Here is a 23,674-nt window from a genome sequence, read left to right as displayed (position 1 = left end):
TGCTTTGTTCCTCACCGTTGAGGTATTTAGAACAAGTTATAGCTTGACGCTGCAGACAAGTCGACATATACCCACGAGTAACCTGTCGGCGTCGCGCGCCCGTGCCGCTGAATGGGCCATGATGGACGACTGTGGAGTCCACCCGAGTGGACCGCTGGCTCTGGGCGGTCCGGCTGACGAAGACCCGCCCGGACGCCGCGGCGGCGTGCCGCGGCGGCCACGTGCGCGTCAACGACAAACCGGCCAAACCGGCGACGACCGTCGTCCCGGGCGACGAAGTCCGCCTGCGCGTCGGCGGGACGACGAAGATCTTCGACGTGGTCCGCGTCATCCAGAAGCGCGTCGGCGCCCCGGACGCGGTGACGTGCTACCTCGACCGGACACCGAAACCGCCCCCGGAGACGGCGATCCCGGTCGCCCGCCGCGACCGCGGCGCGGGCCGGCCGACCAAAAGGGAGCGTCGCGTGCTGGACGCGTTCCGGTCCCAGCACGAGCCTTAGGCCTTCGGGCCGTCCAGCACCGTGCCCGGCGAGCAGCACCGGCGCCGCGAAGACGTCGCCGCGCTGGTCCGGGACACGCACGGGGGCTGGACGTGCCGGTCGGCAACGCCGGTGTCGGGCCGATCTCCCCGCTCGGCCCACCGTGCAGGACTAGGTCATTTCCGCGTTCCGGCCGGGGATCGTCGCCGGTTGCGGGGGCGGCCCGGAAATACCCGGGAATCCGCGCGAAGCCGGTGGGCCGCCGCGGAATGGGGGTAGTTGCCCGCCATGACGACGAGCACAACCCGGGACAGCCTGCTCGCGGCGCGGCCGTTCGTGGTGCGCTACTGCCGCGCCCGCCTCGACCCGGACGCGGCGGACGACGTCGCCCAGGACGCCTGCCTGGAACTGCTCGAGGCGCTGCCGCGGCGGCCACCGGAGCGGCCGTTCCCGGACTTCGTCCGCGGGATCGCCCGCCACCAGGTCGTGGCGGCGCGCCGGGCCGCGGCGCGGCAGCGGGACGAGCCGGTGGCCGAGCTGCCGGACGGGATCGACTCGTCGCCGGACCCCGAACACCACGTCCTGCGGCGCGAGCTGGGCGAGCGGATGGCGAAGCTGCTGCGGGTGCTGTCCCGCAAGCAGCGGGAGATCGTGGTGCTGCGGGTGGTGGTGGGCCTGTCGGCCGAGGAAACCGCGGCGGCGATCGGCTCGACACCCGGCGCGGTCCGGGTGGCGCAGCACCGGGCGCTCGACCGGCTGCGGAGGGCGATGACGGGCCTCACCACGGCTACCCTGGCCGGATGAGCGACAGCGAGAACTTCGAAGGACGCGACATCGGGTCCGGGATCTCGGTCATCCGCGAAAGCTCGGACGTCGTCGGCTCCGGGCCCCGCCTGCACCGGCACCCGTACCCGGAAACGTTCGTCATCCTCCGCGGGCGCGCGCGGTTCACCGTCGGCGACGAGCAGCGCGACGGCGGCGCCGGGGACGTGCTCGTCGTCCCGGCGCACACCCCGCACAAGTTCGCCGTGCTCGGCCCCGGCGTCTACGAAGCCGTGCACATCCACGAAAGCGACCACTTCATCACCGAATGGCTGGAGTGATCCTCAGAACCCGCGCTCCCCGATCATGCCGCGCAGCTTCGTCAGCGCGCGGAACTGCGTGATGCGGACGTTGCCGGCGGAGATGCCCAGCGCCTCCGCCGTCTCGTTCGCCGACAGCCCGGCGATGATCCGCAGCGACAGGATTTCCCGGTGCAGCGGCGGCAGCAACGCCAGCAGCCGGCCCAGGCGGGCGCCGAGGTCCAGCTCGAGGACGTGGTTCTCCGGCTCGTTGCCGCCCAGCGGCCGGTCCGGCAGTTCGGACACCGGCTTCGAGCGGTCCCTGGCCACCGAACGGAAGGCGTCGGCGACCTTGTTCGCCGCGATGGCGCGCACCAGGTAGACGAAGGAGCCGCCGCGGTCCTGGTAGTTCGGCAGCACCTTCAGCACCGCCAGGCACACCTCCTGCGCGACGTCGTCGGCCGAGAGGTAGGACAGGTCGCGGCCCCCGATCCGGGCCCGGCAGTAGCGCACGACCATCGGCTTGATCAGCCGCAGCAGCGCCTGGACCGCATCCGGGTCGCCGTCGCGGGCCGCCGCCACGACCGGGTCGATCCGCTCCTTGACCAGGCCGCCGTCCGGCCGCGGCGAATCCGCCAGCACGGTGTAGCCGTCGACCGGCGCCACGTCCGAGATCATGGTTTCCACGGGCCCTCCTCGCGTCCGCCACCGGGGCCTGTCAGTCCACAGTGGACATTATGCTGCGTGGACGTTCCCCGGTCCGACATCTGGAGTAATCGAGCCGCTGACCTGCAACGTTGCAGGGCGGTGGTGGTTGTCCAGGTATTGTCCGGTAACCGGCGGGTCAGGCCCCGCGGAAGCGGTGCGCAACGCCCGGCGCGAGGCGCCGCTCAACCCCAGCGGATGCCGTACGCGAACCCCGGCGCGAGGTGCCGGAACCGCACGTGGACCTCGCCGGCCTCGTCGGCGGCCAGCAGCGCTCCGCGGCGCGACCGGTCGCCCGGCTCCACCTTGTCCAGCCGGACGATCCGCTCCGGCACCCGGTCACCGAACCGGACGTGCAGGTCGAACAGGTCGCACGGGTGCCGCGGCACGCAGACGTACCGGGGCTCCCTCAGGTTCGCCCGGAATCGCAGCCCGACCTCGTGGCGGGCGCCGCGGGGCAGCGGCTCCGGGAGGCGCAGCCCGAAGCCGATCCGGTCGCTCGATTCCATCCCGCGGCCGGCGAGCACGCCGCCGTGGAACACGTCGACGCCGAGATCGGACTCGTGCACCGATTCGCCGGTTTCACCGGACAGCGGCAACGTCAACGCGAGGTCGAGGACGGTGATTTCGTCGGCGTCCGCGATCACCCGCCGGAATTCGAACGCCTCCGGTACCGGTTGATCGAGAGCCAGCGTGACGCGCAGTTCTTCGGTGTGCCAACTGCGGCTCGGATAGCGCGGCAGTTCCGGCGCCGGTGCCGCGACGGCGAGTGCGGCGATCTGCTCGATTCCCTCGTCGATCCGGCGCCGGACCGTCCGGTCGTCGCGGTCGAGCGTGATCGCCGCCCAGTGCACGCGTTCCTGGTAGAACGGCTTCCGTGCCCGGTCGTCCAGCGCGAACGCGGCGAGCAGGGCGATCTTCAGGTCGTCCGGCAGCGACTCGACCAGCGGCCGCAATCGGTCCGACAGCTTACGCCGCATCTCGACCGTTCCGTCATCTTCCGAAATGCCACAAGTGCTGCGCAATGCGGGACCGACCCGGTCGGCGAGCGGTGTCGTGAAAATTGCCCTCCCTTTGCGCAGGGCCTTGAGCTCACCGACCACGTCCGCCGCACTGAGGCTCACCTTTCCTCCCCTTCCCACGCACGGAGGTCAATGTTCGCCAGCGTCACCACCGATGTCCAGTCGATCACGGTGCGCGAAACGGATCGTTATCCCGCGGTTTCCTTTCCACTTGCGGCCCAATCGGGAAACTGGCGATTCCACGGCGAAACCGGGACGGCGGACACCGGTTGTCGAAGATGTCGAAACCGGCTGCCACCCCGCCGGGTGAACGTGTCCCGGCTCGGTTGGCAGCGCGCCGCCGCGGGTACTTGTTGATCATGAGCCCGAAGATGTGGCGCCTGCTGATCTCGGGGACGTTGCGGCTGTTCCTGATCAGTACCGTGCCGGCCGCCGTGCACGTGTCCGTGCTCGCCGGCCTGGCCGCGACGGTGATCGCGTTCGTCGTGCCGGCCCCGCGCGGCCGGCACGAACCCGGCGGTCCCGGCTAGGCCGTCAGCATGGCCACCATGCTGTGCGGCGTGTCCGGGCCGAACATGACGTCGTAGAGGTCCTCGTCGGCCGCCTCGGCCGCCGCGCGCGGGAACAGGCGCTGTTCGTACTCCGCCAGCGCCGCCTCGGCGTCGTCCGGGTGCGCGGCGATCGCCTGGCCGAGTTCGGCGCCGTCCAGCATGGCCAGGTTGGCGCCTTCGCCGTTCGGGGGCATCAGGTGGGCGGCGTCGCCGAGCAGGGTCACCCCCGGCACGCGGTCCCAGCGGTGCCCGGCAGGCAGCGTGCAGAGGCGCCGCACGACCGGCGGGACGTCACTGGCGGCGATCAGGGTGGTGAGCTCGGGGGCCCAGCCGTCGAACTCCTCGAGCACCCGCGCCGTCACCGCGGCGGGCTCGAGACCGGCAAGCCAGTCCTGCGGCTTGCGCAGCTGCGCGTAAGTGTGCAGAGTGCCGCCGCCCTCCCGGTGCGCCGTGATCCCCTTGCCCGGGGCGAGCGCGAACAGCGAGCCACCGCCGACCGCCTTCGCGGTGGCCGGGTGCCGGGTGTCGCCGTCGAACAGGAACGTCTCGACGACCGAGACGCCGACGTACTCGGGGGTGGCGCCCGACAGCACCGGCCGCACCCGCGACCACGCGCCGTCCGCGCCGACGAGCAGCCGCGCGACGACGGTGGTGCCGTCGGCGAAGCTCACCTCGTGGCCGCCGTCGCCGAGCGGCCGCACCCCGGTGACCTTGTGCCCCCACCGGACGGTGCCGGCCGGCAGCGAGTCCAGCAGCAGCTGCCGCAGGGCGCCGCGCGGGACCTCCGGCCGTTCGCCGGTGCCGTCGTCGGGCCGGTCGAGCAGCACGGCCCCGGTCCGGTCGAGGACACGGTAGGACTCCCGGCCGGGGAGGATCAGCTCGCGGAAGCCGGCGGTCAGGCCGGCCGCTTCGAGGGCCTGCTGGCCGTTCCAGGGGTGGATGTCGAGCAGGCCGCCCTGGCGGCGCGCGTCCGGCGAGGGCTCCGCCTCGTAGACGGTGACGGCGACGCCGTGGACGTACAGGACGCGGGCCAGCACCAGGCCGCCGAGTCCGGCGCCGATGATCGTGACGTGGGTGGTCATGAGTTCCTTCCGAAGAGTTTGGATTGACGATCCAAACTCACCGTAGCACGACTTTGGATCGACGATCCAAACGTGCGATACTGCTCGCATGGCACCCAGGCCCCGGCGTACGGACGAGCTGTCCAAGGACGTGATCGTCGCGGCGGCGACCGAGCTGCTCGACGAAGGCGGCGAGGCCGCGCTGACGTTCCGCGCACTGACCACCCGCCTGAGCACCGGGTACGGCGCGATCTACCACCGCGTCGCGAACAAGAGCGACCTGCTCGCGGCGGCCACCGACGCCGTCATCGGCCGGGTCGTGACCGGTGCCGTCCCCGACGCGTCCCCGCGGGAGGCGCTGCGAACCGTCGCACTCGGCCTGTTCGACGCGATCGACGAGCACCCCTGGGTCGGCGCCCAGCTCTCGCGCGAGCCCTGGCGCCCCGCGCTGCTGGAGATCTACGAGCGCATCGGCGGGCTGCTCACCGCGCTCGGCGTCCCCGGGCCGGCGCTGTTCGACGCCGCGGGCGCGCTGGTGAACTACGTCCTCGGCGTCGCCGGCCAGAACGCCGCCAACGCCCGCCTCTCCGCCGAGGCCGACCGCGAGGCGTTCCTCGGCGCCATCGCCGGTCAGTGGGCCCGGCTGGACCCCGAGCGCTACCCGTTCGTGCACCGGGCGGCGGCGCAGCTGCGCGACCACGACGACCGCGAGCAGTTCCTCGCCGGCATCGACATCTTCCTGGCCGGGATCGCGACTCTCCGCTAGTCCTGCCAGAGGCGGAGCTTGTCCGGGTTCCGCACCGCCCAGATCCGCCGGACCACCCCGCCCGCGACGTCGAACGCGACGACGGCCGCGACGGTACCGTCCCGTCGCGCCACCAGGCCGGGCTGTCCGTTCACCGTCGTTTCCTCGATCGCCAGCGCGGGGAGCCGGCCGAGCAGGCGGACCGCGTACCGCGCCACCTGCTCGCCGCCCACGACCGGGCGCAGCACCGCGCTGACCAGACCACCGCCGTCGGCGACCGCGGTGGCGCCGGGATCGAGAAGGCCGACCAGCCCCCGGATGTCCTTCGCCTCCCACGCCAGTTTGAAGGCTCGGACGACGTCGGCACGGCCGGCGGCGGGCGCCGGCGGCCGCGAGGCGGCGACCCGGCGCCGGGCGGCAGTGGCCAGCTGGCGGCAGGCCGCCGGCGTCCGGCCGAGGACCGTCGCCACCTCGGCGAACGGGTAGCCGAAGACGTCGTGCAGGACGAACGCCACCCGCTCGGCCGGCGTCATCGCGTCCAGCACGACCAGGAACGCCATCGTGAGCGACTCGCCCAGCGCCACGTGCTCGGCCAGGTCGGCCGTCCCGCCGGGCACCGGCTCGGGCAGCCACTCGCCCACGTACCGCTCCCGCCGCACGCGAGCCGAGCCGAGCACGTCCAGGCAGATGCGGCCGGCGACCGTCGTCAGCCAGGCGGCGGGCGACTCGATGGCGTCCCGCTGGGGCCCGGACAGCGCGTACCACCGGCCGTACGCCTCCTGGACGACGTCTTCGGCGTCGCTCACCGACCCCAGCAGCCGGTAGGCGAGGCCGATCAGCTGCTGCCGCTCCGGCCCGATCGCGATCACCCCGGGTCTCCTTCGCCTCGGCTGTCCCCGCCCGCATGACGAACCGGCGCGGCGAGCTGTGACAGCGGGTGCGGTGCGCTTGTGCGTGATCACGCCCGGTGTAGTGTTTGCCGGTCCGACCGGCGTGCGTGACCGCGTGAGGTGCCATGACAGTGCGGCGGTACCCAGTGGCGATCCTGCTCGTCTTCGTCGCGGTCGCCCTGGTCGTGGTCAACGGGTTCGCGTTCTGGGGCGACACCTTCGCCCTCTGGGTCGACGACTCCATGCAGCTGAGCGCCGGGGTCGGCGCGGTGGTCTGCGGCGTGGTGGTCGCCCGTCGCGTCCGCGGGCACCAGCGCTGGTGGCGCGTCCTGGTCGCGATCGGCATGGCCGGCTGGTCGCTCGGCCAGTGCGCCTGGTCCTGGTACCAGCTGGTCGACGGGCGCGGGCTGCCTTCGCCGTCGCTGGCCGACGTCGGCTACCTGAGTTTCCCGGTGTTCGCGCTCGCTGCTCTCTTCGTGCTGGCCCGCGCACGGATCCGGCCGGACCGCGAACGCTGGCAGCCCGCGCAGTGGACGGCGCACTTCGGCGTGGCGGTGGTCCTGGACGGGCTGGTCGTCACAGGTTCGCTGTTCATCCTGACCTGGACCGCGGCGCTCGGGCAGCTGGTGCGGGCCACCGGGCCGGACGCGCTGACCTGGGCCGTCGCCATCGCCTACCCGCTGTCGGACCTGGTGATCGTGGTCGTCGCCGTGCTGCTGGTCGTGTTCGACCGGGTGGACCGCCCCTACCGCGCGAACCTGCTGCTGGCCGCCGTCGGGATCGTCGCGCTGGCCTGCTCGGACAGCGTGTTCGCCTACCTGGTCAGCATCGGCGCGGAGAGCATGAAGCCGTGGTCGGACGGCGGGTTCGTGCTCGGCCCGCTGTTCATCGCCTACGCCCTGCTGGTCACCCCCGGCACGCGGCGGCGCGAGGACACCGGCCAGCCGGTCGGCGTCGACTGGTGGCAGGTGGCGCTGCCGTACGTGCCGGTCACCGCGGTCGCGCTGCTGATCACCGTGCAGATCGTGGCCGGCGCCGGCCCGGACGGCGTCGAGGTGTTCGTCGGGGCGCTCGTGGTGTTCCTGGTGCTCGCCCGGCAGCTGCTTTCCCTGCTGGACAACAGGTTGCTGCTGCGCCGGGTGTACGAGGGCCAGCAGCAGCTGACCCACCAGGCCTACCACGACCCGCTGACCGGGCTGGCCAACCGCGCCCTGTTCGCCGACCGGCTCGACCGGGCCGTCGAAGCCGTCGACCGGCCGCCGCTCGTGCTGATCTTCGTCGACCTGGACGACTTCAAGGACGTCAACGACCGGTTCGGCCACGCGGGCGGCGACGTCCTGCTGCACGCCGTCGCCCAGCGGCTGCTGAGCTGCGTGCGCGCGGGCGACACCGTCGCGCGCCTGGGCGGCGACGAGTTCGCGATCCTGCTGGAGGGCGAGGTCGACGCGCCGCAGGCGGTCGCCGACCGGATCCAGAGCGCGCTGCGGCGGCCGTTCGCGGTGCACGGGACGCTGGTGCCGGTCCGCGCGAGCATGGGCCTGGTCGTGCCGGACCCCACGGAGCCGTCGATCACCGCCGACGTGCTGCTGGGCCGCGCGGACACGTCGATGTACGCGGGCAAGCGGCTCGGCAAGGACACCACGGTCGTCTACCACCCGTCGCCGGACGGGCCGCCCGACTTCCCGTCGGCGCTGCGCCGCGCGGGCGGCGGCCTCCCGGAGGGGTTCGCGCTGGTGTTCCAGCCGATCGTCCGGCTGGCCGACGAGACACCGGTGGCGGTCGAGGCACTGGCCCGCTGGACCGCGCGGGACGGCACGGCGGTGTCGCCCGAGACGTTCGTCCGCGCCGCCGAAGGCGCCGGCCTCGGCGCGGAACTGGACGCGCTGGTGCTGGACCTGGCCTGCCGGGAGATCACGACGGCCGGGATCGACCTGACGGTGCACGTCAACGTCTGCGCGAGCCGGCTCGGCGCCGCCTCGCTCGAGGAGAGCGTCGAGTCCGCACTGGACCGGTACGGCCTGCCGGCCGAACGCCTGATCGTCGAGATCACCGAGACCGTCCCGGTGCCGGACCTGGCCGCGGGCGCCGCGGCGATCCGCCGCCTGCAGGACCTCGGCGTGCGGGTGGCGCTCGACGACTTCGGCGCGGGGTACAGCTCGCTGACGGTCCTGCACGCGCTGCCGGTGGACCTGATCAAGCTGGACCGCGCGCTGACGACCGGCGTCCGCCCGGACCGCGACGCGGCGCTGTGCCGCTCGCTGGTCGGCCTGTGCGCCGACCTCGACGTGGCGGTGGTCGCGGAAGGCATCGAGACGGCGGAGCAGGCCGAACTGGTCACCCGGGCGGGCTGCCCGACCGCCCAGGGCTACCGGTTCGGCCACCCGGCCGCGCTCTCGTCCCTGCGCCTGTCGACGCTGTCCGCCGGTTAGCCCGGCGGCCCGGGGAGAGCCGCGGCTGCCGGACGCCGGTCAGCTCGCCGTCACGCCCGGGGGCAGCACGCCGAAGATGGTCGCCGTCGAGCCCGCTCCCCGGCGGTTGATCGGCCCGCCCGCCAGCACCCAGGCGCCGGTCGTCGGCAGGGCCTTGAGGTTCGCCAGGATCTCCAGGCTGATCCGGTGGCGCCGGTAGACCAGCTTGGACACCGTGTACGTCTCGTCCGTGCCGACGTCCGGGCTGAACGTGTCCGTGCCCGTGCCGCCGCGGCGGCCCAGGCGGCCCGTGTCGATCAGCCAGCGGACCGCCGGGACGGAGAACCCGGGCTGGTGCAGCACGCCGTCCGCGCCGGTGTTCGGGTAGGCCGGGGTGCCCCACTTCGCGTCCCAGCCGGTCCACAGCACCACCACGGACTCGTCCGGGATGCGGCCGTGGCGCTTCTCCCACGCCTTGAGGTCGTCGATGGTGACGGCGTAGTCGGGGTCGGCCGCGGCCTTGGCCCGCACATCGATCTTCACCGCGGGCCGGAACAGATCCCCTGGATCCAGTTCGTCGGCGAGCGGCTCGCCGGTGTTGAAGTGGCCGGGCGCGCCCCAGTGCGTCCCGGTGTGCTCGCCTTCGCGGACGAACTGCAGGTAGTAGCCGTCCTGCGGGATGGTGGCGATGGTCTCCAGCTCGAAGGGCGGGTCGCCGGGGAAGACGTTGGTCGTGGCGGGGTCGTTGACGTGCGAGAGGCTGACCAGGTTCAGCTGGTCGAGCCGCACCGGCGGGGTCACCGGCGCGGCCTGCGCCGTCCGCCCGGACAGCGCGGCACCGAACACCCCGGCCAGCCCCGCGGCCAGCACCCTGCGTCTCATCGGCATGAGGGATCACCTTTCACCGTGCGGGGCGGAGCCCCGGCGTCGCTCGGTCTTATCACCCGGACCGGGAGCAGCCATAGAGCCTGCGGGAAGATGGTGTCCGTGGACGACGACATCGAAGACAACGCCGACAACGGCATCCTCGACCCCGAGGACACTTTGGACGACCGCGACGAACTGGCGGAGGGTTATTCACCCCCGGAACGCGCCCAGGCGACCGAGGGCTGGGGCACCACCGCCCGCGAAACCGCCGAGGGCGAGAGCTGGGCCGGCCGGCTCGCCCGTGAGGCTCCCGACGTGGCCGACGACCTCGACGACGACGGGCTCGGCGACGCCGAGGACACCGACGGGGAGCTGATCGACGACGAGGTCGGCGACGTCCGCGCGGGCCGCCTGGTCGCGTCGGACGAAGGGTTCGGCGAGGACACCGACGAAGAGCTGTACGCCTCGGACGCCGGCATCGACGGCGGCGCGGCGTCGGCGGAGGAAGCGGCCGTCCACGTGATCGACCCGTCCCGCCGCTGGTGAGGTGACGGGACGGCCCGGCGTTCGAGGGAACCGGACCGCCCCGCCACCGGCCGGATCGCCCGGGAAGCCGCCCTGGGGAGGGCGACGGCCGTGGCAGGGAAGACGATCCGGCTGGCGGTCGCGGCACCGGCCACGAACCGCCCCCTCGACGATTCGTGGCGGCACCGCCGACACACGAACAGTGCCGGACCGGCCTTGCACAAAGCTTTCCCGCGCCTTTCCGGGCATCCGTTACAGTGGGCGGCCGGGCGGACACGGGGAGGCGGACGACGCGGTGCGGTTCAGGCTGCTGGGCGAACTCGAGGCCCGCGTCGGCGACCACCCGGCGGAGATCCGCCGCCCCCGCCTGCGCGGCCTGCTCGTCGCGCTGCTGACGGACCTGAACAAGGTCGTCCCGGCGGACGTCCTCGCCGAACGCATCTGGGGCGAGCAGCTGCCCGTCAACCCCCGCAACGCGTTGTACAGCTACGTTTCCCGGCTGCGGACGGCGCTCGGCGAAACCACGCTCGTCCAGCGTTCCGGCGGTTACCTGCTGACCGCCGATCCCGGCTCGGTCGACCTGCACGTCTTCCTGCGGCTGCTCGGCGAGGCCGCATCCACCGGCGACGACCGCGAGAAGGCCGTCCTGCTGGAGCGGGCCCTGGCCCTGTGGGGCGGCGAGCCGTTCGCCGGCCTCGACACGCCGTGGTTCGCCAACCTGCGCGGGAGCCTGGAGAGCCGGCGCCTCGGCGCGCAGCTGGACCTCGCGGAGATCCGGCTCCGCGGCGACCGGGCCGGCGAGCTGGTCCCCGAGCTGACCGCGCTGGCCGAGTCCCACCCGCTCGACGAACGGGTCCGCAGCCGGCTGATGCTGGCGCTGGCCCGGGCCGGCCGCCAGGGTGACGCCCTGCGCGAGTTCGACCGGATGCGCCGGCTGCTCGCCGAGGAGCTCGGCACCGATCCCGGCGCCGAGCTGCGGCAGGTGCACGAACGGATCCTGCACGGCGATCCGGGACCGCGGACCAGCACGCCGGTGCCGCAGCAGCTCCCGGCGGCGCCGGCGTCGTTCGTCGGCCGGGCGGGGCTGCTGGCGGAGCTCGACCGGTCCGGGACGGGCGAGGGTCCGGTGGTGATCTCGGCCATCGGCGGCGCGGGCGGCATCGGCAAGACGTCGCTGGCGCTGCACTGGGCGGCCGGCAAGCTCGCCGCGTTCCCCGACGGGCAGCTCTACGTCAACCTGCGCGGCTTCGACCCGGTCGCCGAGCCGCTGCCGGTGTCCGTGGCGGTGCGCGGCTTCCTGCACGCGCTCGGGGTCGACGGGTCCGCGGTGCCGCCGGACCCGGACGCGCAGCTCGCGCTCTACCGCAGCCTGCTGGCGGGAAAGCGCATGCTGATCGTGCTCGACAACGCCGCCGGCACGGGCCAGGTCGTTCCGCTGCTGCCCGGCAGCCCGACCTGCCGGGTGCTCGTGACCAGCCGGCACCGGCTCGGCGGGCTCGTCGCGACGCACGGGGCACGGCCGATCTCCCTGGACGTGCTGTCCGCGCGGGAGGCACGGGAACTGCTGGAACGGCACCTCGGCCGCGACCGGCTCACCGCCGAGCCCACGACCGTCGACGAGCTGGTCCGGCTCTGCGCCGGGCTCCCGCTGGCGCTGGGGATCGTCGCGGCGCGGGCGGTCACCTCGCCGGAGCTGCCGCTGGCGTTGCTGGCCGAGGAACTGCGCGACCACGCCGCCCGGCTGGACGGGCTCGACACCGGCGAAGCCGGGCTGAGCCTGCGCACGGTGTTCTCCTGGTCCCTGCGCCACCTCGCGCCCGAAGCCTCGGCGTTGTTCGGCCTGCTGGCGCTGGCCCCGGGGCCGGACATCGGCCTCCCCGCCGCGGCCGCGCTGGCCGGCGTCCCGCTCGCCGAGACGCGGAAAGTGCTGCGGGCGCTGGAGAACGCGCACCTGGTGACGCGGACGGCGAGCGGCCGGTACCGGATGCACGACCTCGTCCGGCTGTATGCGTCCGAAGAGGCCGAGCGGACGCTGCCGGAAAGCGCTCGCGAGGACGCGCTGCGGCGCGTGACGGACTTCTACCTCCAGACGTCCTGGCACGGCAACCACGTCCTCGGGCCGACGGGGACACCGATCCGGATCGCCCCGGCGCTGCCCGGCACCGGGAGCCTGCGCTTCGCCGACCAGCCCGAAGCCCTGGCGTGGTTCGTCACCGAACACGCGTGCCTGACCGCCACCACCGAACTAGCCGTCAAACACGGCTGGCTGACCGAGGTCTGGCAGCTGGCCGCGCTCCTGAACGAGTTCCGCTCCCGGCAGGGCCTGCTGCCCGAACGGGAAACCGCGGCCCGCCTCGCCCTCGCCGCCGCGGAGCAGCTCGGTGAGGTCACCGCCCAGCTGATCGCGCACCGGCTGTTCGCCAGCGCCAGCATCTTCGCGGGGCGGACCGGAGTCGCGCTCGAAAGCCTGCCCCGGGCGCTGGCGCTGGCCCAGGAGTGCGGGGACCGGGTGCAGCAGGCGCACCTGCACTACGTGCTCGCCGGTGCCTGGGAGTACCACTCCGCGAACTACCACGCCGAACTCGAGCAGTGCGAGCACATCCTGCGGCTGATCGAGCCGGAAGACGAGCCGCGGCTCTACGTCAAGACGCTCGACCTGATCGGGTTCTGCCACATCCAGTGGGGCCACCAGCTCCAGGCGCAGCACTGGCTGGAGCGCGCCGCGGTGGTGGCCCGGGCGCACCACGACCTCGACGGTGAAGCCCACGCCATCGGCAACCTGGGCTACGTGCACCTGCGCACCGGCGACTGGACCACGGCCATCGCGCACTTCGAGCGGGCCGTCGAAGCCCTGCGGGCCACCGGCAACCTGCGGCACGTGAACTTCTTCATGGTCGCGCTCGGCGACTGCTACCGCGCGGCGGGCCGGCCGGACGACGCCCGGCGGGTGCTCGGCGAAGCACTCGCCCGCTACCGGATCCGCCCGGAAGGCGTGCGGTTTCAGGAGCTCGAAGCGTGCCTGCTCGCGCTCGACGGCTGAGGGGTTCCGGCCGGCCGGGCGGCGTCGTACTCGCGGACCGCGTCGAGGTACTCCGCGATCGCGTCCCGGTTGCGCAGCAGGCATTCCGCCCGGCGGGTCATGCGGTCGAGCTCTTCTTCCAGGGTGGCGATCATCTCCGGGGTCGCGTCCGGGAAGTAGATCGTGCGCGGTTTGTCGAGGCAGGGCAGGATCTGCTTGATGATCCGGGTCGGCAGCCCGGCGTCGAGCAGGCCGCGGACCTGGATCACCCGGTCGACCGCCGCCTCGTCGTAGTCGCGGTAGCCGTTCGGGCCGCGGCTCGCGATGATGAGGCCCTGCTCTTCGTAGTACCGCAGCAGGCGGCGGGACGTGGCCGTGCGCTCCGCGAGCTCGCCGATCCGCATGTGCCCCACCTCACGTAGACCTTCACATTGATGTGAGGGTTCGAGGATAGCGGCATGACGAACCTCAGCACCCGCTCGCTGCCCCTGCCCGCCCTCCTCGCCCTGACCACCGCCGCATTCGTCACCGTGCTCACCGAAGCGCTGCCGGCCGGCGTGCTGCCCGGGATGAGCGCCGGTCTCGGCGTCGGCGAAGCCGCGGCCGGCCAGGCCGTCACCGTCTACGCGCTCGGCACCGCGCTCACCGCGATCCCCCTTTCCGCCGCCACCGCGAAGTGGTCCCGCAAACGCTTGCTGCTGACCGGCGTGGCCGGGTTCGCCGTGGCCAACACCGTGACGACGCTGTCGGCGGACTACGCACTGACGATGGTGGCGCGGTTCGTCGCCGGCGTGGCCGCGGGCGTCGTCTGGGCGCTGCTGGCCGGCTACGCCCGCCGGCTCGTCCCGGACGACCAGGGCAAGGCGATCGCGATCGTGATGGCCGGCATCCCGCTGGCCCTGTCGCTGGGCATCCCGGCCGGGACGTTCCTCGGCGGCCTGCTCGGCTGGCGCTCGGCGTTCGGCGTCATGTCGGCGATCGCGGTCGCGCTGCTCGCCTGGATCGCCGCGGCGATGCCCGGCCGGCCGGGCTCGGCGGCCGGCCGGACACCGGTGCTGCGGACGCTCACCGTCCCCGGTGTCGTGCCCGTGCTGGCCGTGACGCTCGTGTTCGTGCTGGCGCACACGGTGCTCTACACCTACATCGCCGGTTTCCTCGGCGCCGCCGGAATGGGCGACGCGGTGGACATCGTCCTGCTCGTCTTCGGCATCGCGTCGATGGCGGGCATCGCGATCGTCGGCGCCCGGATCGACCGCGCCCTGCGGGCCCTGATGGTGGCGAGCACCCTGCTGGTCGCGGTGGCCGCGGCGCTGCTGGCGGTGTTCTCCGGCAGCCCGGCGCTGGTCTACCTCGCCGTGGCGCTGTGGGGACTCGGCTGGGGCGGCGTCCCGACACTGCTGCAGACGGCCGCCGGGAACGCCGGCGGCGAAGCGGCGGACAACGCCCAGGCCATGCTGGTCACGCTGTGGAACGCCGCGATGGCCGCGGGCGGGGTGGCCGGCGGCGTGCTGCTCGGCGCCGCCGGGCCGGCGGCCTTCCCGTGGACCCTGCTGGTGCTCCTGCTGCCGGTGCTCGCCGTGGTGCTCGGCACCCGGCGGCACGGCTTCCCCGCCCGTTCCTAAGTGGACGAAGGGCCCGGACGCGCACGCGCCCGGGCCCTCCAGCTTTTTCAGCAGCGGCCCGCGATGGCCCGCAGCAGTTCCGCGTTCGCCGTGTCGCCGGACAGCTCCCAGGCGAACACGCCGCCGAGGCCCTGCGACTTCGCGTAACCGGCCTTCGCCGACGCTGTCTCCGGCGTGTCGTAGCTCCACCACTGCGAGCCGCACTTCGCGTACGCCGTACCGGCGACCCGGCCGTTGGCGGGGCACTTGGTCTTGAGGACCTTGTAGTCCTCGACCCCCGCTTCGTACGTGCCCGGCGCCGGGCCGGTGGCCGTGCCGCCGGGCTGCTTCTGCGTCACGCCGTCCCAGCCGCGGCCGTAGAACCCGAGGCCCAGCAGCATCTTCGCCGACGGCACGCCCTGGTGGCGCAGCTTCTGGATCGCCGCGTCGGCGTAGAACCCGGCCGTCGGGAGGCCCGGGTAGGCGCGCAGCGGCGAGTGCGGCGCGGTGGGCCCGGTCGGGCTCGCGCCGGCGACGAAGTAGTCGTAGGTCATCACGTTGTACCAGTCGAGGGAGCGGCTCGCGGCCCCGTACTCGGTGGCGTCGATCTTGCCGTTCTTCGAGCCGTCGGCGGTGATCGCGGCGGTGACCAGCTGGTGCCCGAACTTCGCGCGCAGCGCCTGGACCAGGCCGGTGAACGCCTTCGGCCCGCTCGTGTCGCACGTGTTGCCGCAGGCGTTCGGGTACTCCCAGTCGATGTCGATGCCGTCGAAGACGCCCGCCCACCGCGGGTCGTTGACGAGGTTGTAGCAGGATTCGGCGAACGCGGCCGGGTTCTTCGCCGCCTCGGTGAAGCCGGCCGACCACGTCCAGCCGCCGAAGGACCACAGCACCTTGAGCTTCGGGTGCAGCTTCTTGAGTTCGAGGAGCTGGTTGAAGCTGCCGTGCAGCGCACCGGGTTCGGTGCTGTCCGCCTGGCCGCTGACGCTCGTGGCGGCGTCGTAGGGCATGTCGTGGTCGGCCCACGGGTCGCCGACCGCGCACCCGCCGCCGGTGACGTTCCCGAAGGCGTAGTTGAGGTGGGTCAGCTTTCCGGCCGAACCGGACGTTTCGATGTCCTTGACGTGGTAGCCGCGGGCGTAGACGTCCCAGTCGGCGAAGTACGCCATCACCTTGCCCGGCGCCTGCCCGGCTTCCGCGGGCGGCGCGACGACCGCGGCGCCGGCCAGCGCGAGCGCGGCGGCGGCGATGCTTTTTCTCATGCGGAGCACGGGTTTCCCTTCGCGGACCGGGCGGGTGGACCTGCCGAGGCTAACAGGTCCAGACCACTGCGGACCAGAGCGAATCGTGTGGTCAGCGGGTTTCCCGATACCTCCGCAGGCCGGTCCGGATTCACGCGTGCGATGATCGGCCGATGACCGAGTTCGGCTGCGCCCGCTGCTCCGGCGACGACGCCCTGACCGCGCTGGCGTTCTGCACGACCCGGCTGAACAAGACCCATCGCCTGGTCGAGCGGTCGCACTTCAGCATCTCCCTGCGCCGGTGCCCGGAATGCGGGCAGTCGTTCGCCGCGATCTTCACCGAGTTCGTCGACCGCGAGGGCGGCGAAGACGCGCAGTACTTCGACTTCGTCCCGCTCACCACGGCGGAGGTGTCCTCACTGGCCGCGCAGGGTCCCCGCATCGACCTGGCCGAGCTGGGCGCGCTGGGCAGCGTCCGGCGGCGGCTCTCGTCGAGCTGGCCGACCGGCGGGGAGAAGGAGATCGCCTGGCGGACGGACTCGCTCTCGGTGCGCGAGGGTCACTGACCGGCCAGGCGCAGGATCGCCGCGGCACTGCGGTCGACGTCGGCCTCCGTCGTCGACCAGCCGGACACCGAGATCCGCAGGTACCGGCGGCCACGCCAGGTCGTGCCGCCGAGCCAGCAGGTGCCGTCGTCCTGGACCTTCCGGATGACCGCGTCGGTGTCGTCGCCGAAGGACACCAGGACCTGGTTGAGGACGACGTCGTTGGCGATTTCGGCGCCGCCGTCGGCGAGCGCCCGCGCGAACCGGCGGGCCAGCCGGCAGCAGCGGCCGACGAGCTCGGCGACGCCGTCGCGGCCCAGCTCGCGCAGCGCCGCCCAGACCGCGAAGCCGCGGGCGCGGCGTGAGGACTCCAGCGTCAGGTCGCCCATCCCGGACACCTCCCCGGCGCCGGTGAGGTAGGCCGCCCGGTAGGCGATCGCCGCGGCGTGGACGTCCGGGCGGGCGCAGAAGACGAACCCCGAGTCGTACGGCACGTTCAGCCACTTGTGCCCGTCGCAGGCCCAGGAGTCGGCGAGTTCGACGCCGTCGAGGAGTGCTCTGGTCTCCGGGCCGGCCGCGGCCCAGAGCCCGAAGGCGCCGTCGAGGTGGATCCACGCGCCGCCCGCGGCTTCCCGGGCGGCGCGCAGGTCGTCGCAGGCGCCGGTGTTGACGTTCCCGGCCTGCAGGCAGACGATCAGCGGCCCGCTTCCGGCCGCGCACACGCGCGCGAGGTCCCCGACGTCGATCGCGCCTTGTGGACCGGCGGCGACCGGCTCGACAGCCCGGGTGCCGAAGCCCAGCAGCCGCAGCGCGCGGTCGACGGTGGCGTGCCGCTCTTCGCTCGCGACGACGCGGACGCGCGGGGCACCGGCGAGGCCGTCGCGTTCGACGTCCCAGCCCGCTTCGGCCAGCACGTGGTGCCGGGCCGCGGCGAGCCCGGCGGTGTTCGCCGCCTGCCCGCCGGTGACGAACCCGGCGGAGGCGGTGGCCGGGATGCCGAGAAGTTCCTTCAGCCAGGCGCCGGCCACGTCTTCGGCAGCGGCCGCGGCGGGCGAAAGGACGGCGTTGAAGCCGTTCTGGTCCCAGCCGGCGGCCAGGACATCGGCGGCGGTGGCGGCGGGCAGCGCACCGCCGATGACGAAGCCGAAGAACCGGGGCCCGGCGGTGGCGACCAGCCCGGGTTCGGCGGCGCGGGCGAGCTGTTCGAGCACTTCGGACGGTGGGCTCGGGCCGTCCGGCAGCGGGCCGCCGAACCCGGCGCGCAGGGCGGCGGAATCGACCGGCCGGGCGACCGGCCGGTCGGCAAGGGTGGCGCGGTAATCCGCGGCCAGTTCGGCGGCGCGGGCCAGCAGCGCGTGCAGTTCGTCCACGCGCCGACTGTAGGTGTTCTCCCTCCCGTCCGGGAACAATCGACGGCTTCCCGGCGTAGCGTCCTGATATGGAGAACCCGTTGAGCACCGACCGGCTCGTGATCCGGGACTGGACGCCTGCCGACGCCGAAGCCGCGTTCGGGATCTACGGTGCCGAGGACGTCACGCACTGGCTGACCCCGGCCATGGACCGCGTCGGCGACGTCGCCGCGATGCGCGCGGTGCTGCAAGCGTGGCAGGAGGCGCAGCCGAACCTGCCGCCGCCGCGCGGCCGGTGGGCCGTCGAGCGCAAAGAGGACGGCGTGGTGATCGGTGGTCTCGGCATCCGGCTGCTGCCGCCGTTCGAAGAGGACCTCGAGCTCAGCTGGCAGCTCAGCCCCGGCGTCTGGGGCAAGGGCTACGCGTCGGAAGCGGCGACCGCGCTGATCGAGTGGGCGTTCACCCAGGACACCGAGGAGCTGTTCGCCGTCGCGCGGCCGAACAACACGCGGGCGATCGCGGTCGCCAAGCGGCTCGGCATGAACTGGGTCGGCGAGACGGACAAGTACTACAACCTGCGGCTGCAGGTGTACCGGATCCGGCACACCGACCTCATCGGCTGAGGCGCTCCAGCAGGAAGACGCGGATTTCGCGGGCCCCGGCCCGCACGGCGTACCGGTCGTACGCGGGCCAGTACGCGGCCACCGCGTCCCACATCTCCTGACGCTCGTCCCCGGTCAGGAGCCGCCCGGTGACGTCGACGGTCCGGCCGCCCAGCGAGACCGTCGCCGCCGGGTGGGCAAGCAGGTTCGCCGACCATGCCGGGTGCGCCTCGCCGCCCCAGTTCGAGCCGATCACGACGTACCCGCCGGCGCGCTCGACGTACAGCAGCGGCACCTGCCGGGGTGCGCCGCTGCGCCGCCCGACGGTCGTGAGCAGCAGCGTCCGCAGCCCGACCGCCGCGCCGACGCCGACCCGGCCGCCGCTGATCCGCAGCAGCACCCGGTCGGCGGGCACGAGTGCCCGTCCGAGCACGGCGAACGCCCTGCTCTTGCCGAACCCGGCGAAGACACCCCGCAAACCAGCCACGGCAGGATCCTAGGTCTGGCAGGGTGGGTGAGCATGACCCGCCCCGAAACCGCCGCCGAGGTCTTCGACGCGCTCGGCACGGACTACGAACACGCCTTCCGCACCGCCACCGGACGGCGCGCGGCCATCACCGACCTGCTCGCGGCCCTGCCCCCGGAGGCGAAGGTGCTCGACCTCGGCGCCGGCACCGGGCGCCCCACCGCGGAACTCCTGGTCGCCGCCGGCCACGACGTCACCGGCTACGACGTCTCGCCGAAGATGGTCGAGATCGCGCGGAACCAGGTGCCCGCCGCCCGCTTCGAGTTCGGGGACATGCGCGAACTGTCCTTCGAGGACGGCACGTGGGACGCGATCACGGCGTTCTTTTCGATGCTGCAGCTCCCCCGGGCCGACCAGGAGACCGTGCTCGGCCGCGTCACGGCCTGGCTGAAACCCGGCGGCCTGCTGGTGCTCGCGACCGTGCCGGCCGACGTCGACGGCGTGGACATCGTCTTCATGGGCCATCCGGTCCGCGCGTACAGCTTCGCCGCCGGGCGGCTGAAGGAGCTGCTGGGCGCCGCGGGGCTGGAGGTGGTCCGGGCGGACGAGGTCGAGTTCGTGCCCGACCACGCTGACGCCCGGGCCGAGCCGCACGTCTACCTCACGGCACGCAAACCGGGCTGAGCCGTCAAGGCGTCCCGAGGTTGATCACCCGATGGATATGAATTTTGCTCAACTTCGTGCGTGTCCCGGGCGGCGGACCCGAGCTAAAGTGAGGGATGGGCATCGAAGCTCTGGCCACGCCGGTACCTCGCGAACACCGCGAGCTCGTGCGCGAGATGCTGGCCAGGCTGCCCGAATTCGCCGACCGGCTGGCCCGCCTGCTCGGCGAGCAGGACGAGTTCTACCGGCAGGTCGAGAGCGTCGCCCCCGGTGAACTGCGGCAGGTCTGCCGGGCCAACCTCGAACGCGCGCTGACCGCGCTGGCCGAAGGCCGCGGCCTCGCTCTGGACGCCGCCCGCAAGACTGGGCTGGCCCAGGCGCGCCAGGGCATTCCGCTGCCCGCCGTGCTGCGCGCGTTCCGGATCGGCGGCACCTTCGTCTACGAGGGGCTCCTCGAGCTCGCCGGCCCGGAGTTCCTCAACCCGACCCGGACGATCGAGATCAACTCCTACGTCTGGAAGGCGATCGACCTCTACTCCGACGCGCTGACCACCGCGTACGAGGAGGTCGCGGCCGAGCCGTCGCACGCGAACGCGCGGCTGCTGGACGATCTGCTGCGCGGCCGGCTCGTAAGCCAGACGGACATGGAGGCCGCCGCCCGGGAGCTGGGCCTGCCGACCGCGGGCATGTTCGTCGCCGTGGTCACCGAGCGTGTCGAGCCGGACGAGCACGACAGCGTCGAGGCGCTGCTGCGAGCGCGGCGCTGGCGGTCGGCGTGGCGGCCCGGCGGCGAGGCGGGCCTGGTGGCGATCGACCGCATCGAGGACGTCCGGCGGCTGCGCGAAGTGCTGGGGTCGCTGCCGGTGGCGGCCGGGATGAGCCGGCCGTTCAGCGGGTTCCCCGACGTGCCGGACGCGCTGCACCGGGCCCGGATCGCCCGCCGCTCGCTGCCGTCGGCGACCGCGGGTGTGGTGGTGTTCGGCGACTCGCCGGTGACGACGCTGGTCGCCGCCGCGCCGGGGATGGCCCGCGACGTCGTGCGGGCGGCGTTGGCCGGCGTGCTCGCGCTGCCGGACGCGGAACGGAAGGTCCTGCTCGACACGCTGCTGGCGTGGTTCGCCGGCCACGGCTCGGCCAAGGAGGCCGCCGACCGGCTGTTCGTGCACCCCAACACGGTCCGCTACCGGCTGCGCCGGGTGCAGGAGCTGACCAAGCGCGACCTCACCGACCCGGTCGACATCGGCGAGCTGTACGTCGCTCTCGAGTCGGTCCGTCTCGAACCGGAGTGATCGACTTTCGATCACTACCGATTGACTTTCGATAGACCACACGCCATAGTCGGCGCATGGTTACCGAGAAGTGGGCCGTCGCCGCACTGCGGGTGTTCCTCGTGGTGCTGTTCGGCGTCCTCGTCGTGTTCCAGACGCTCTCGCTCCCGGGCGGGATCGCCTACCACACGCAGCAGAACCCGCACGACGCGCCGTTGCGCTGGCCGCTGACCGCCATCGCGGTGTTCCTCGTGCTGTGCGTGCAGGTGGTGCTCGTCGCGACCTGGAAGCTGCTGACGCTGGTCAAGAAGGACCGCATCTTCACGACGGCGTCCCTGAAGTGGGTCGACGCGATCGTCTGGGCGATCGGCGCCGCGTGGCTGGTGCTCGGCGGCATGCTGCTGTTCGTCGGCTTCAACGCGGACGACCCGGGCATGCCGATGCTGCTGTTCCTGGTGACGGTGTCAGTCACCGTGCTCGGCCTGGTGATGCTGGTGATGCGCGCCCTGCTGCGCCAGGCCACGGCGCTGCGGTCGGACCTGGAAGCGGTCATCTGATGCCGATCGTCGTGCGCATCGACGTCGAACTGGCCAAGCGGAAGATGAGCGTCGGGGAGTTCGCCGAGCAGGTCGGGCTGACGCCGGCCAACGTCGCGGTGCTGAAGAACGGCCGCGCGAAGGCGGTGCGGTTCAGCACGCTGGAGGCGATGTGCCGGGTGCTCGGCTGCCAGCCGGGCGACCTGCTGGAGTGGGTCGACGACGAAAGCTAGGCCGCGTCGGCCTCGACCAGCCGGGCCAGCTCCAGCAGGGTGCCCTCGAAGCCCGGGCCGGCCGTCAGCGCCACCGTCAGCGGGCCGCCGCGGCGGTCCGTCCCGACCGGGAGGCACACCGCCGGTTCCGTCCACTGGGGACGGTCCACACCGGCCGAGACGACCACGTCCGGCCGGGCCGGGCGGTGGCGGCGGCCGCCGGCGTCGAGGTCCAGCACCACGTTGCCGTGCAGGGAAAGCAGGGCGGCCACGTCCGCCACCGCGTTGCGCAGCTCGCGGTCGGCGATCGAGTCCGAGTGCGCGCCGATCGCCGGGCGGGCCGGCTCGGCGTCGCGGGCCAGGTGCGGCACGATCGCCCCGAGGTGGCCGGGGGCGCAGGTTAGCAGCCCGATGCCGGGCACGCCCGCCCGCGGGTCGGCGATGCTGATTCCCGCGCTCGCGGCCGCCGCCACGATCCGGGCCCGCCAGCGCGCGGTCGCCGCGATGGCGACCATCGAAGGGTCCTGGGGCAAAAGGGATTTTCTCCTCTGCGGTCCGGCGCGGCGGCGGGGGGATCGTCCGATGGTGGGCCCGTGCCCGTTGTGCCCGGGAACAAACATGTTTGGCCGCTTGGTCCGAACGGCGGCGCCCGTGCGACCTTCCGGCCGCACCGGGTGTCTGTGACCGCGGGTCACACTTTGACGCGGGACGTGGCGCGGGCCACTATCCGTGCACCTGATTACCGCCGGGTAATTTGCGTGGCGGGGAACACGACCCAGGAGGACCGTTGCGACGTGCTTTCGGCCTGATCTTGCTGGCGCTGGGCGTCTTCGCGGCCGCCGGGGCGGTGCTCCTCCCCACGTACGTGTACCCGAAGCTCGCCAAGGTGCCGCTGGACCAGGACTCGACGTCGGTGCTCGAAGGCACCGTCAGCAAGGTCCTCGCCGTCACCGACAAGGGCGCCGGCCCGGTCGCCGAGATCCGCGAAAACCGGAAGATCACCGCGACCGGCCGCGTGCAGGCGAACTTCGCGCGGCCCGAGATGCACCAGGACACCGACTACGCGGTCTGGCTGCTGGCGGTGCAGGTCAAGGACGACGCCGACGACACCGTGCTCAACGCGAGCAAGCGGCAGGTCTGCTTCGACCGGCGCACCTCCGAAGGCTACGACCCGCGCGGCGCCGCCGACCCGAAGTGCACCCGGGAAAGCAGCTACATCACCAGGCTGAAGGACAAGGCCGACAAGGACGGCCAGAAGCCGCCCGAGACGAACGACTACAAGGCGCAGCCCGGGCTGAACTTCAAGTTCCCCTTCGGCACCGAACAGAAGGACTACCCGGTCTACGACGACAACACCGAGAAGGCCGTCACCGCGCGGTACACCGGCACCGAGACGGTGAGCGGGGTCGAGACCTACAAGTTCGTCCAGGACATCCCGGACACGAAGATCGAGACGAAGGAAGTGCCCGGCTCGCTCGTCGGTTCCACCGAGCCGAAGGTCGACGCGGACCTGTACTACCGCGGGGTCACCACGATCTGGGTCGAGCCGGTCACCGGGATCGAGGTGAAGCAGCAGCAACAGCAGCACCAGGAACTGCGGTCCGCCACCACCGCCCCGGTCGTCGTGTTCGACGGGACGCTGGCCTACAACGGCAACACCGTCGCGCGGATGGTCGACCAGGTCGACGAAAACCGCGGCCGGCTGCAGTTCCTCTCCAGCACCGGGCCGCTCTGGCTCGGCATCGGCGGCGGCGTGCTGGTCGTCGTCGCGCTCTTCCTGCTCATCCGCCGGCGCCCGGCCGAACCGCCGGCCCCGCCGCAGCGGCGGCACCGGGTGCCGGTCGGCGCCGACCGCTGA

General features: G+C 72.8%; 26 protein-coding genes. 16 read left to right on the top strand and 10 right to left on the bottom strand.

Annotated elements, in window-relative coordinates:
• Nucleotides 1-131: 131 nt before the first annotated feature.
• The 3 genes from AB0M93_RS42765 to AB0M93_RS42755 all read left to right on the top strand — a co-directional run bounded on the left by AB0M93_RS42765 (nt 132) and on the right by AB0M93_RS42755 (nt 1,582).
• Nucleotides 132-500, top strand: coding sequence for an RNA-binding S4 domain-containing protein (locus AB0M93_RS42765; protein ID WP_364285491.1), 369 nt, complete (start codon nt 132-134; stop codon nt 498-500).
• A 267-nt stretch (nt 501-767) separates the two neighbouring features.
• Nucleotides 768-1,283: a sigma-70 family RNA polymerase sigma factor gene (locus AB0M93_RS42760; RefSeq protein WP_364285489.1), complete on the top strand. Its 516-nt coding sequence runs from the start codon at nt 768-770 to the stop codon at nt 1,281-1,283.
• Entirely contained in the window at nt 1,280-1,582 is a 303-nt protein-coding gene (locus tag AB0M93_RS42755; RefSeq protein ID WP_364285487.1) for a cupin domain-containing protein, read from the top strand. Before AB0M93_RS42760 ends, AB0M93_RS42755 begins: the two co-directional genes overlap by 4 nt.
• A 3-nt stretch (nt 1,583-1,585) precedes the next feature.
• Here the strand turns inward: AB0M93_RS42755 and shbA are convergent, their stop codons facing one another.
• A complete protein-coding gene (gene shbA / locus AB0M93_RS42750; RefSeq protein ID WP_364285547.1) occupies nt 1,586-2,218 on the bottom strand; it encodes an RNA polymerase sigma factor ShbA in 633 nt (210 codons plus the stop codon).
• Nucleotides 2,219-2,430: 212 nt separating this feature from the next.
• Nucleotides 2,431-3,225 carry a hypothetical protein gene (locus AB0M93_RS42745; protein ID WP_364285485.1) on the bottom strand — a complete coding sequence of 265 codons (795 nt, stop codon included), beginning with the start codon at nt 3,223-3,225 and terminating at the stop codon, nt 2,431-2,433.
• Nucleotides 3,226-3,626: 401 nt separating this feature from the next.
• On the opposite strand from AB0M93_RS42745, the gene AB0M93_RS42740 reads away from it, so the two are divergent.
• A complete protein-coding gene (locus AB0M93_RS42740) occupies nt 3,627-3,797 on the top strand; it encodes a hypothetical protein (protein ID WP_364285483.1) in 171 nt (56 codons plus the stop codon).
• Here AB0M93_RS42740 and AB0M93_RS42735 read toward each other — a convergent pair.
• A complete protein-coding gene (locus AB0M93_RS42735; RefSeq protein ID WP_364285481.1) occupies nt 3,794-4,900 on the bottom strand; it encodes an NAD(P)/FAD-dependent oxidoreductase in 1,107 nt (368 codons plus the stop codon). The genes AB0M93_RS42740 and AB0M93_RS42735 overlap by 4 nt on opposite strands.
• Nucleotides 4,901-4,988: 88 nt before the next feature.
• Here AB0M93_RS42735 and AB0M93_RS42730 point away from each other — a divergent pair, with 88 nt between their 5' ends.
• Nucleotides 4,989-5,645, top strand: coding sequence for a helix-turn-helix domain-containing protein (locus AB0M93_RS42730; protein ID WP_364285479.1), 657 nt, complete (start codon nt 4,989-4,991; stop codon nt 5,643-5,645).
• Here the strand turns inward: AB0M93_RS42730 and sigJ are convergent.
• The gene (gene sigJ / locus AB0M93_RS42725; protein ID WP_364285477.1) at nt 5,642-6,493 is read right to left on the bottom strand and encodes an RNA polymerase sigma factor SigJ; all 852 of its coding nucleotides are present in this window, start codon (nt 6,491-6,493) and stop codon (nt 5,642-5,644) included. The genes AB0M93_RS42730 and sigJ overlap by 4 nt on opposite strands.
• Before the next feature lie 146 nt (nt 6,494-6,639).
• Here sigJ and AB0M93_RS42720 point away from each other — a divergent pair, with 146 nt between their 5' ends.
• Nucleotides 6,640-8,943 (top strand): bifunctional diguanylate cyclase/phosphodiesterase, encoded by a 2,304-nt coding sequence (locus tag AB0M93_RS42720; protein ID WP_364285475.1) that lies wholly within the window; start codon nt 6,640-6,642, stop codon nt 8,941-8,943.
• A 39-nt stretch (nt 8,944-8,982) separates the two neighbouring features.
• On the opposite strand, the gene AB0M93_RS42715 is transcribed toward AB0M93_RS42720, so the two are convergent.
• On the bottom strand, nt 8,983-9,810 hold the full coding sequence (locus AB0M93_RS42715; protein ID WP_364285473.1) for a cyclase family protein: 828 nt from the start codon (nt 9,808-9,810) through the stop codon (nt 8,983-8,985).
• Nucleotides 9,811-9,909: 99 nt separating this feature from the next.
• Here AB0M93_RS42715 and AB0M93_RS42710 point away from each other — a divergent pair, with 99 nt between their 5' ends.
• A complete protein-coding gene (locus AB0M93_RS42710) occupies nt 9,910-10,335 on the top strand; it encodes a DUF5709 domain-containing protein (protein WP_364285471.1) in 426 nt (141 codons plus the stop codon).
• A gap of 274 nt (nt 10,336-10,609) precedes the next feature.
• Complete coding sequence (locus tag AB0M93_RS42705; RefSeq protein ID WP_364285469.1) at nt 10,610-13,354, top strand: BTAD domain-containing putative transcriptional regulator; 2,745 nt, start codon at nt 10,610-10,612, stop codon at nt 13,352-13,354.
• Here AB0M93_RS42705 and AB0M93_RS42700 read toward each other — a convergent pair.
• Nucleotides 13,315-13,737, bottom strand: coding sequence for a MerR family transcriptional regulator (locus AB0M93_RS42700; protein ID WP_364285467.1), 423 nt, complete (start codon nt 13,735-13,737; stop codon nt 13,315-13,317). The two genes, AB0M93_RS42705 and AB0M93_RS42700, sit on opposite strands and share 40 nt — an antisense overlap.
• Nucleotides 13,738-13,791: 54 nt before the next feature.
• Here AB0M93_RS42700 and AB0M93_RS42695 point away from each other — a divergent pair, with 54 nt between their 5' ends.
• On the top strand, nt 13,792-14,955 hold the full coding sequence (locus AB0M93_RS42695; protein ID WP_364285465.1) for an MFS transporter: 1,164 nt from the start codon (nt 13,792-13,794) through the stop codon (nt 14,953-14,955).
• 47 nt (nt 14,956-15,002) lie between these two features.
• Here AB0M93_RS42695 and AB0M93_RS42690 read toward each other — a convergent pair whose 3' ends face one another.
• Entirely contained in the window at nt 15,003-16,196 is a 1,194-nt protein-coding gene (locus AB0M93_RS42690) for a glycoside hydrolase family 18 protein (protein ID WP_364285463.1), read from the bottom strand.
• 152 nt (nt 16,197-16,348) lie between these two features.
• Here AB0M93_RS42690 and AB0M93_RS42685 point away from each other — a divergent pair, with 152 nt between their 5' ends.
• The gene (locus tag AB0M93_RS42685; RefSeq protein ID WP_364285461.1) at nt 16,349-16,741 is read left to right on the top strand and encodes a hypothetical protein; all 393 of its coding nucleotides are present in this window, start codon (nt 16,349-16,351) and stop codon (nt 16,739-16,741) included.
• On the opposite strand, the gene AB0M93_RS42680 is transcribed toward AB0M93_RS42685, so the two are convergent.
• Entirely contained in the window at nt 16,735-18,081 is a 1,347-nt protein-coding gene (locus AB0M93_RS42680; RefSeq protein ID WP_364285545.1) for a pyridoxal-dependent decarboxylase, read from the bottom strand. The genes AB0M93_RS42685 and AB0M93_RS42680 overlap by 7 nt on opposite strands.
• A gap of 77 nt (nt 18,082-18,158) precedes the next feature.
• Here AB0M93_RS42680 and AB0M93_RS42675 point away from each other — a divergent pair, with 77 nt between their 5' ends.
• Entirely contained in the window at nt 18,159-18,692 is a 534-nt protein-coding gene (locus AB0M93_RS42675; protein ID WP_364285459.1) for a GNAT family N-acetyltransferase, read from the top strand.
• Here AB0M93_RS42675 and AB0M93_RS42670 read toward each other — a convergent pair.
• Entirely contained in the window at nt 18,682-19,149 is a 468-nt protein-coding gene (locus tag AB0M93_RS42670; protein ID WP_364285543.1) for a nitroreductase family deazaflavin-dependent oxidoreductase, read from the bottom strand. The genes AB0M93_RS42675 and AB0M93_RS42670 overlap by 11 nt on opposite strands.
• Nucleotides 19,150-19,191: 42 nt before the next feature.
• Between AB0M93_RS42670 and AB0M93_RS42665 the strand changes: the two genes are divergently transcribed.
• The 4 genes from AB0M93_RS42665 to AB0M93_RS42650 all read left to right on the top strand — a co-directional run bounded on the left by AB0M93_RS42665 (nt 19,192) and on the right by AB0M93_RS42650 (nt 21,837).
• Nucleotides 19,192-19,821, top strand: a complete 630-nt coding sequence (locus AB0M93_RS42665) for a methyltransferase domain-containing protein (RefSeq protein ID WP_364285457.1) — start codon at nt 19,192-19,194, stop codon at nt 19,819-19,821.
• Nucleotides 19,822-19,916: 95 nt separating this feature from the next.
• A complete protein-coding gene (locus AB0M93_RS42660) occupies nt 19,917-21,089 on the top strand; it encodes a helix-turn-helix domain-containing protein (RefSeq protein WP_364285455.1) in 1,173 nt (390 codons plus the stop codon).
• A gap of 56 nt (nt 21,090-21,145) precedes the next feature.
• Nucleotides 21,146-21,625, top strand: a complete 480-nt coding sequence (locus AB0M93_RS42655; protein ID WP_364285453.1) for a DUF2975 domain-containing protein — start codon at nt 21,146-21,148, stop codon at nt 21,623-21,625.
• A complete protein-coding gene (locus AB0M93_RS42650) occupies nt 21,625-21,837 on the top strand; it encodes a helix-turn-helix transcriptional regulator (protein WP_004559143.1) in 213 nt (70 codons plus the stop codon). Before AB0M93_RS42655 ends, AB0M93_RS42650 begins: the two co-directional genes overlap by 1 nt.
• On the opposite strand, the gene AB0M93_RS42645 is transcribed toward AB0M93_RS42650, so the two are convergent.
• Complete coding sequence (locus AB0M93_RS42645; RefSeq protein ID WP_364285451.1) at nt 21,834-22,331, bottom strand: hypothetical protein; 498 nt, start codon at nt 22,329-22,331, stop codon at nt 21,834-21,836. The genes AB0M93_RS42650 and AB0M93_RS42645 overlap by 4 nt on opposite strands.
• Nucleotides 22,332-22,603: 272 nt before the next feature.
• On the opposite strand from AB0M93_RS42645, the gene AB0M93_RS42640 reads away from it, so the two are divergent.
• Entirely contained in the window at nt 22,604-23,674 is a 1,071-nt protein-coding gene (locus AB0M93_RS42640; RefSeq protein WP_364285449.1) for a DUF3068 domain-containing protein, read from the top strand.

Origin of the sequence: Amycolatopsis sp. NPDC051102 (genome assembly GCF_040682815.1) — a bacterium.
Classification (GTDB): domain Bacteria; phylum Actinomycetota; class Actinomycetes; order Mycobacteriales; family Pseudonocardiaceae; genus Amycolatopsis.
Note: the sequence above shows the minus strand (reverse complement) of the source record. Positions and strands in the feature narration are given on the sequence as shown.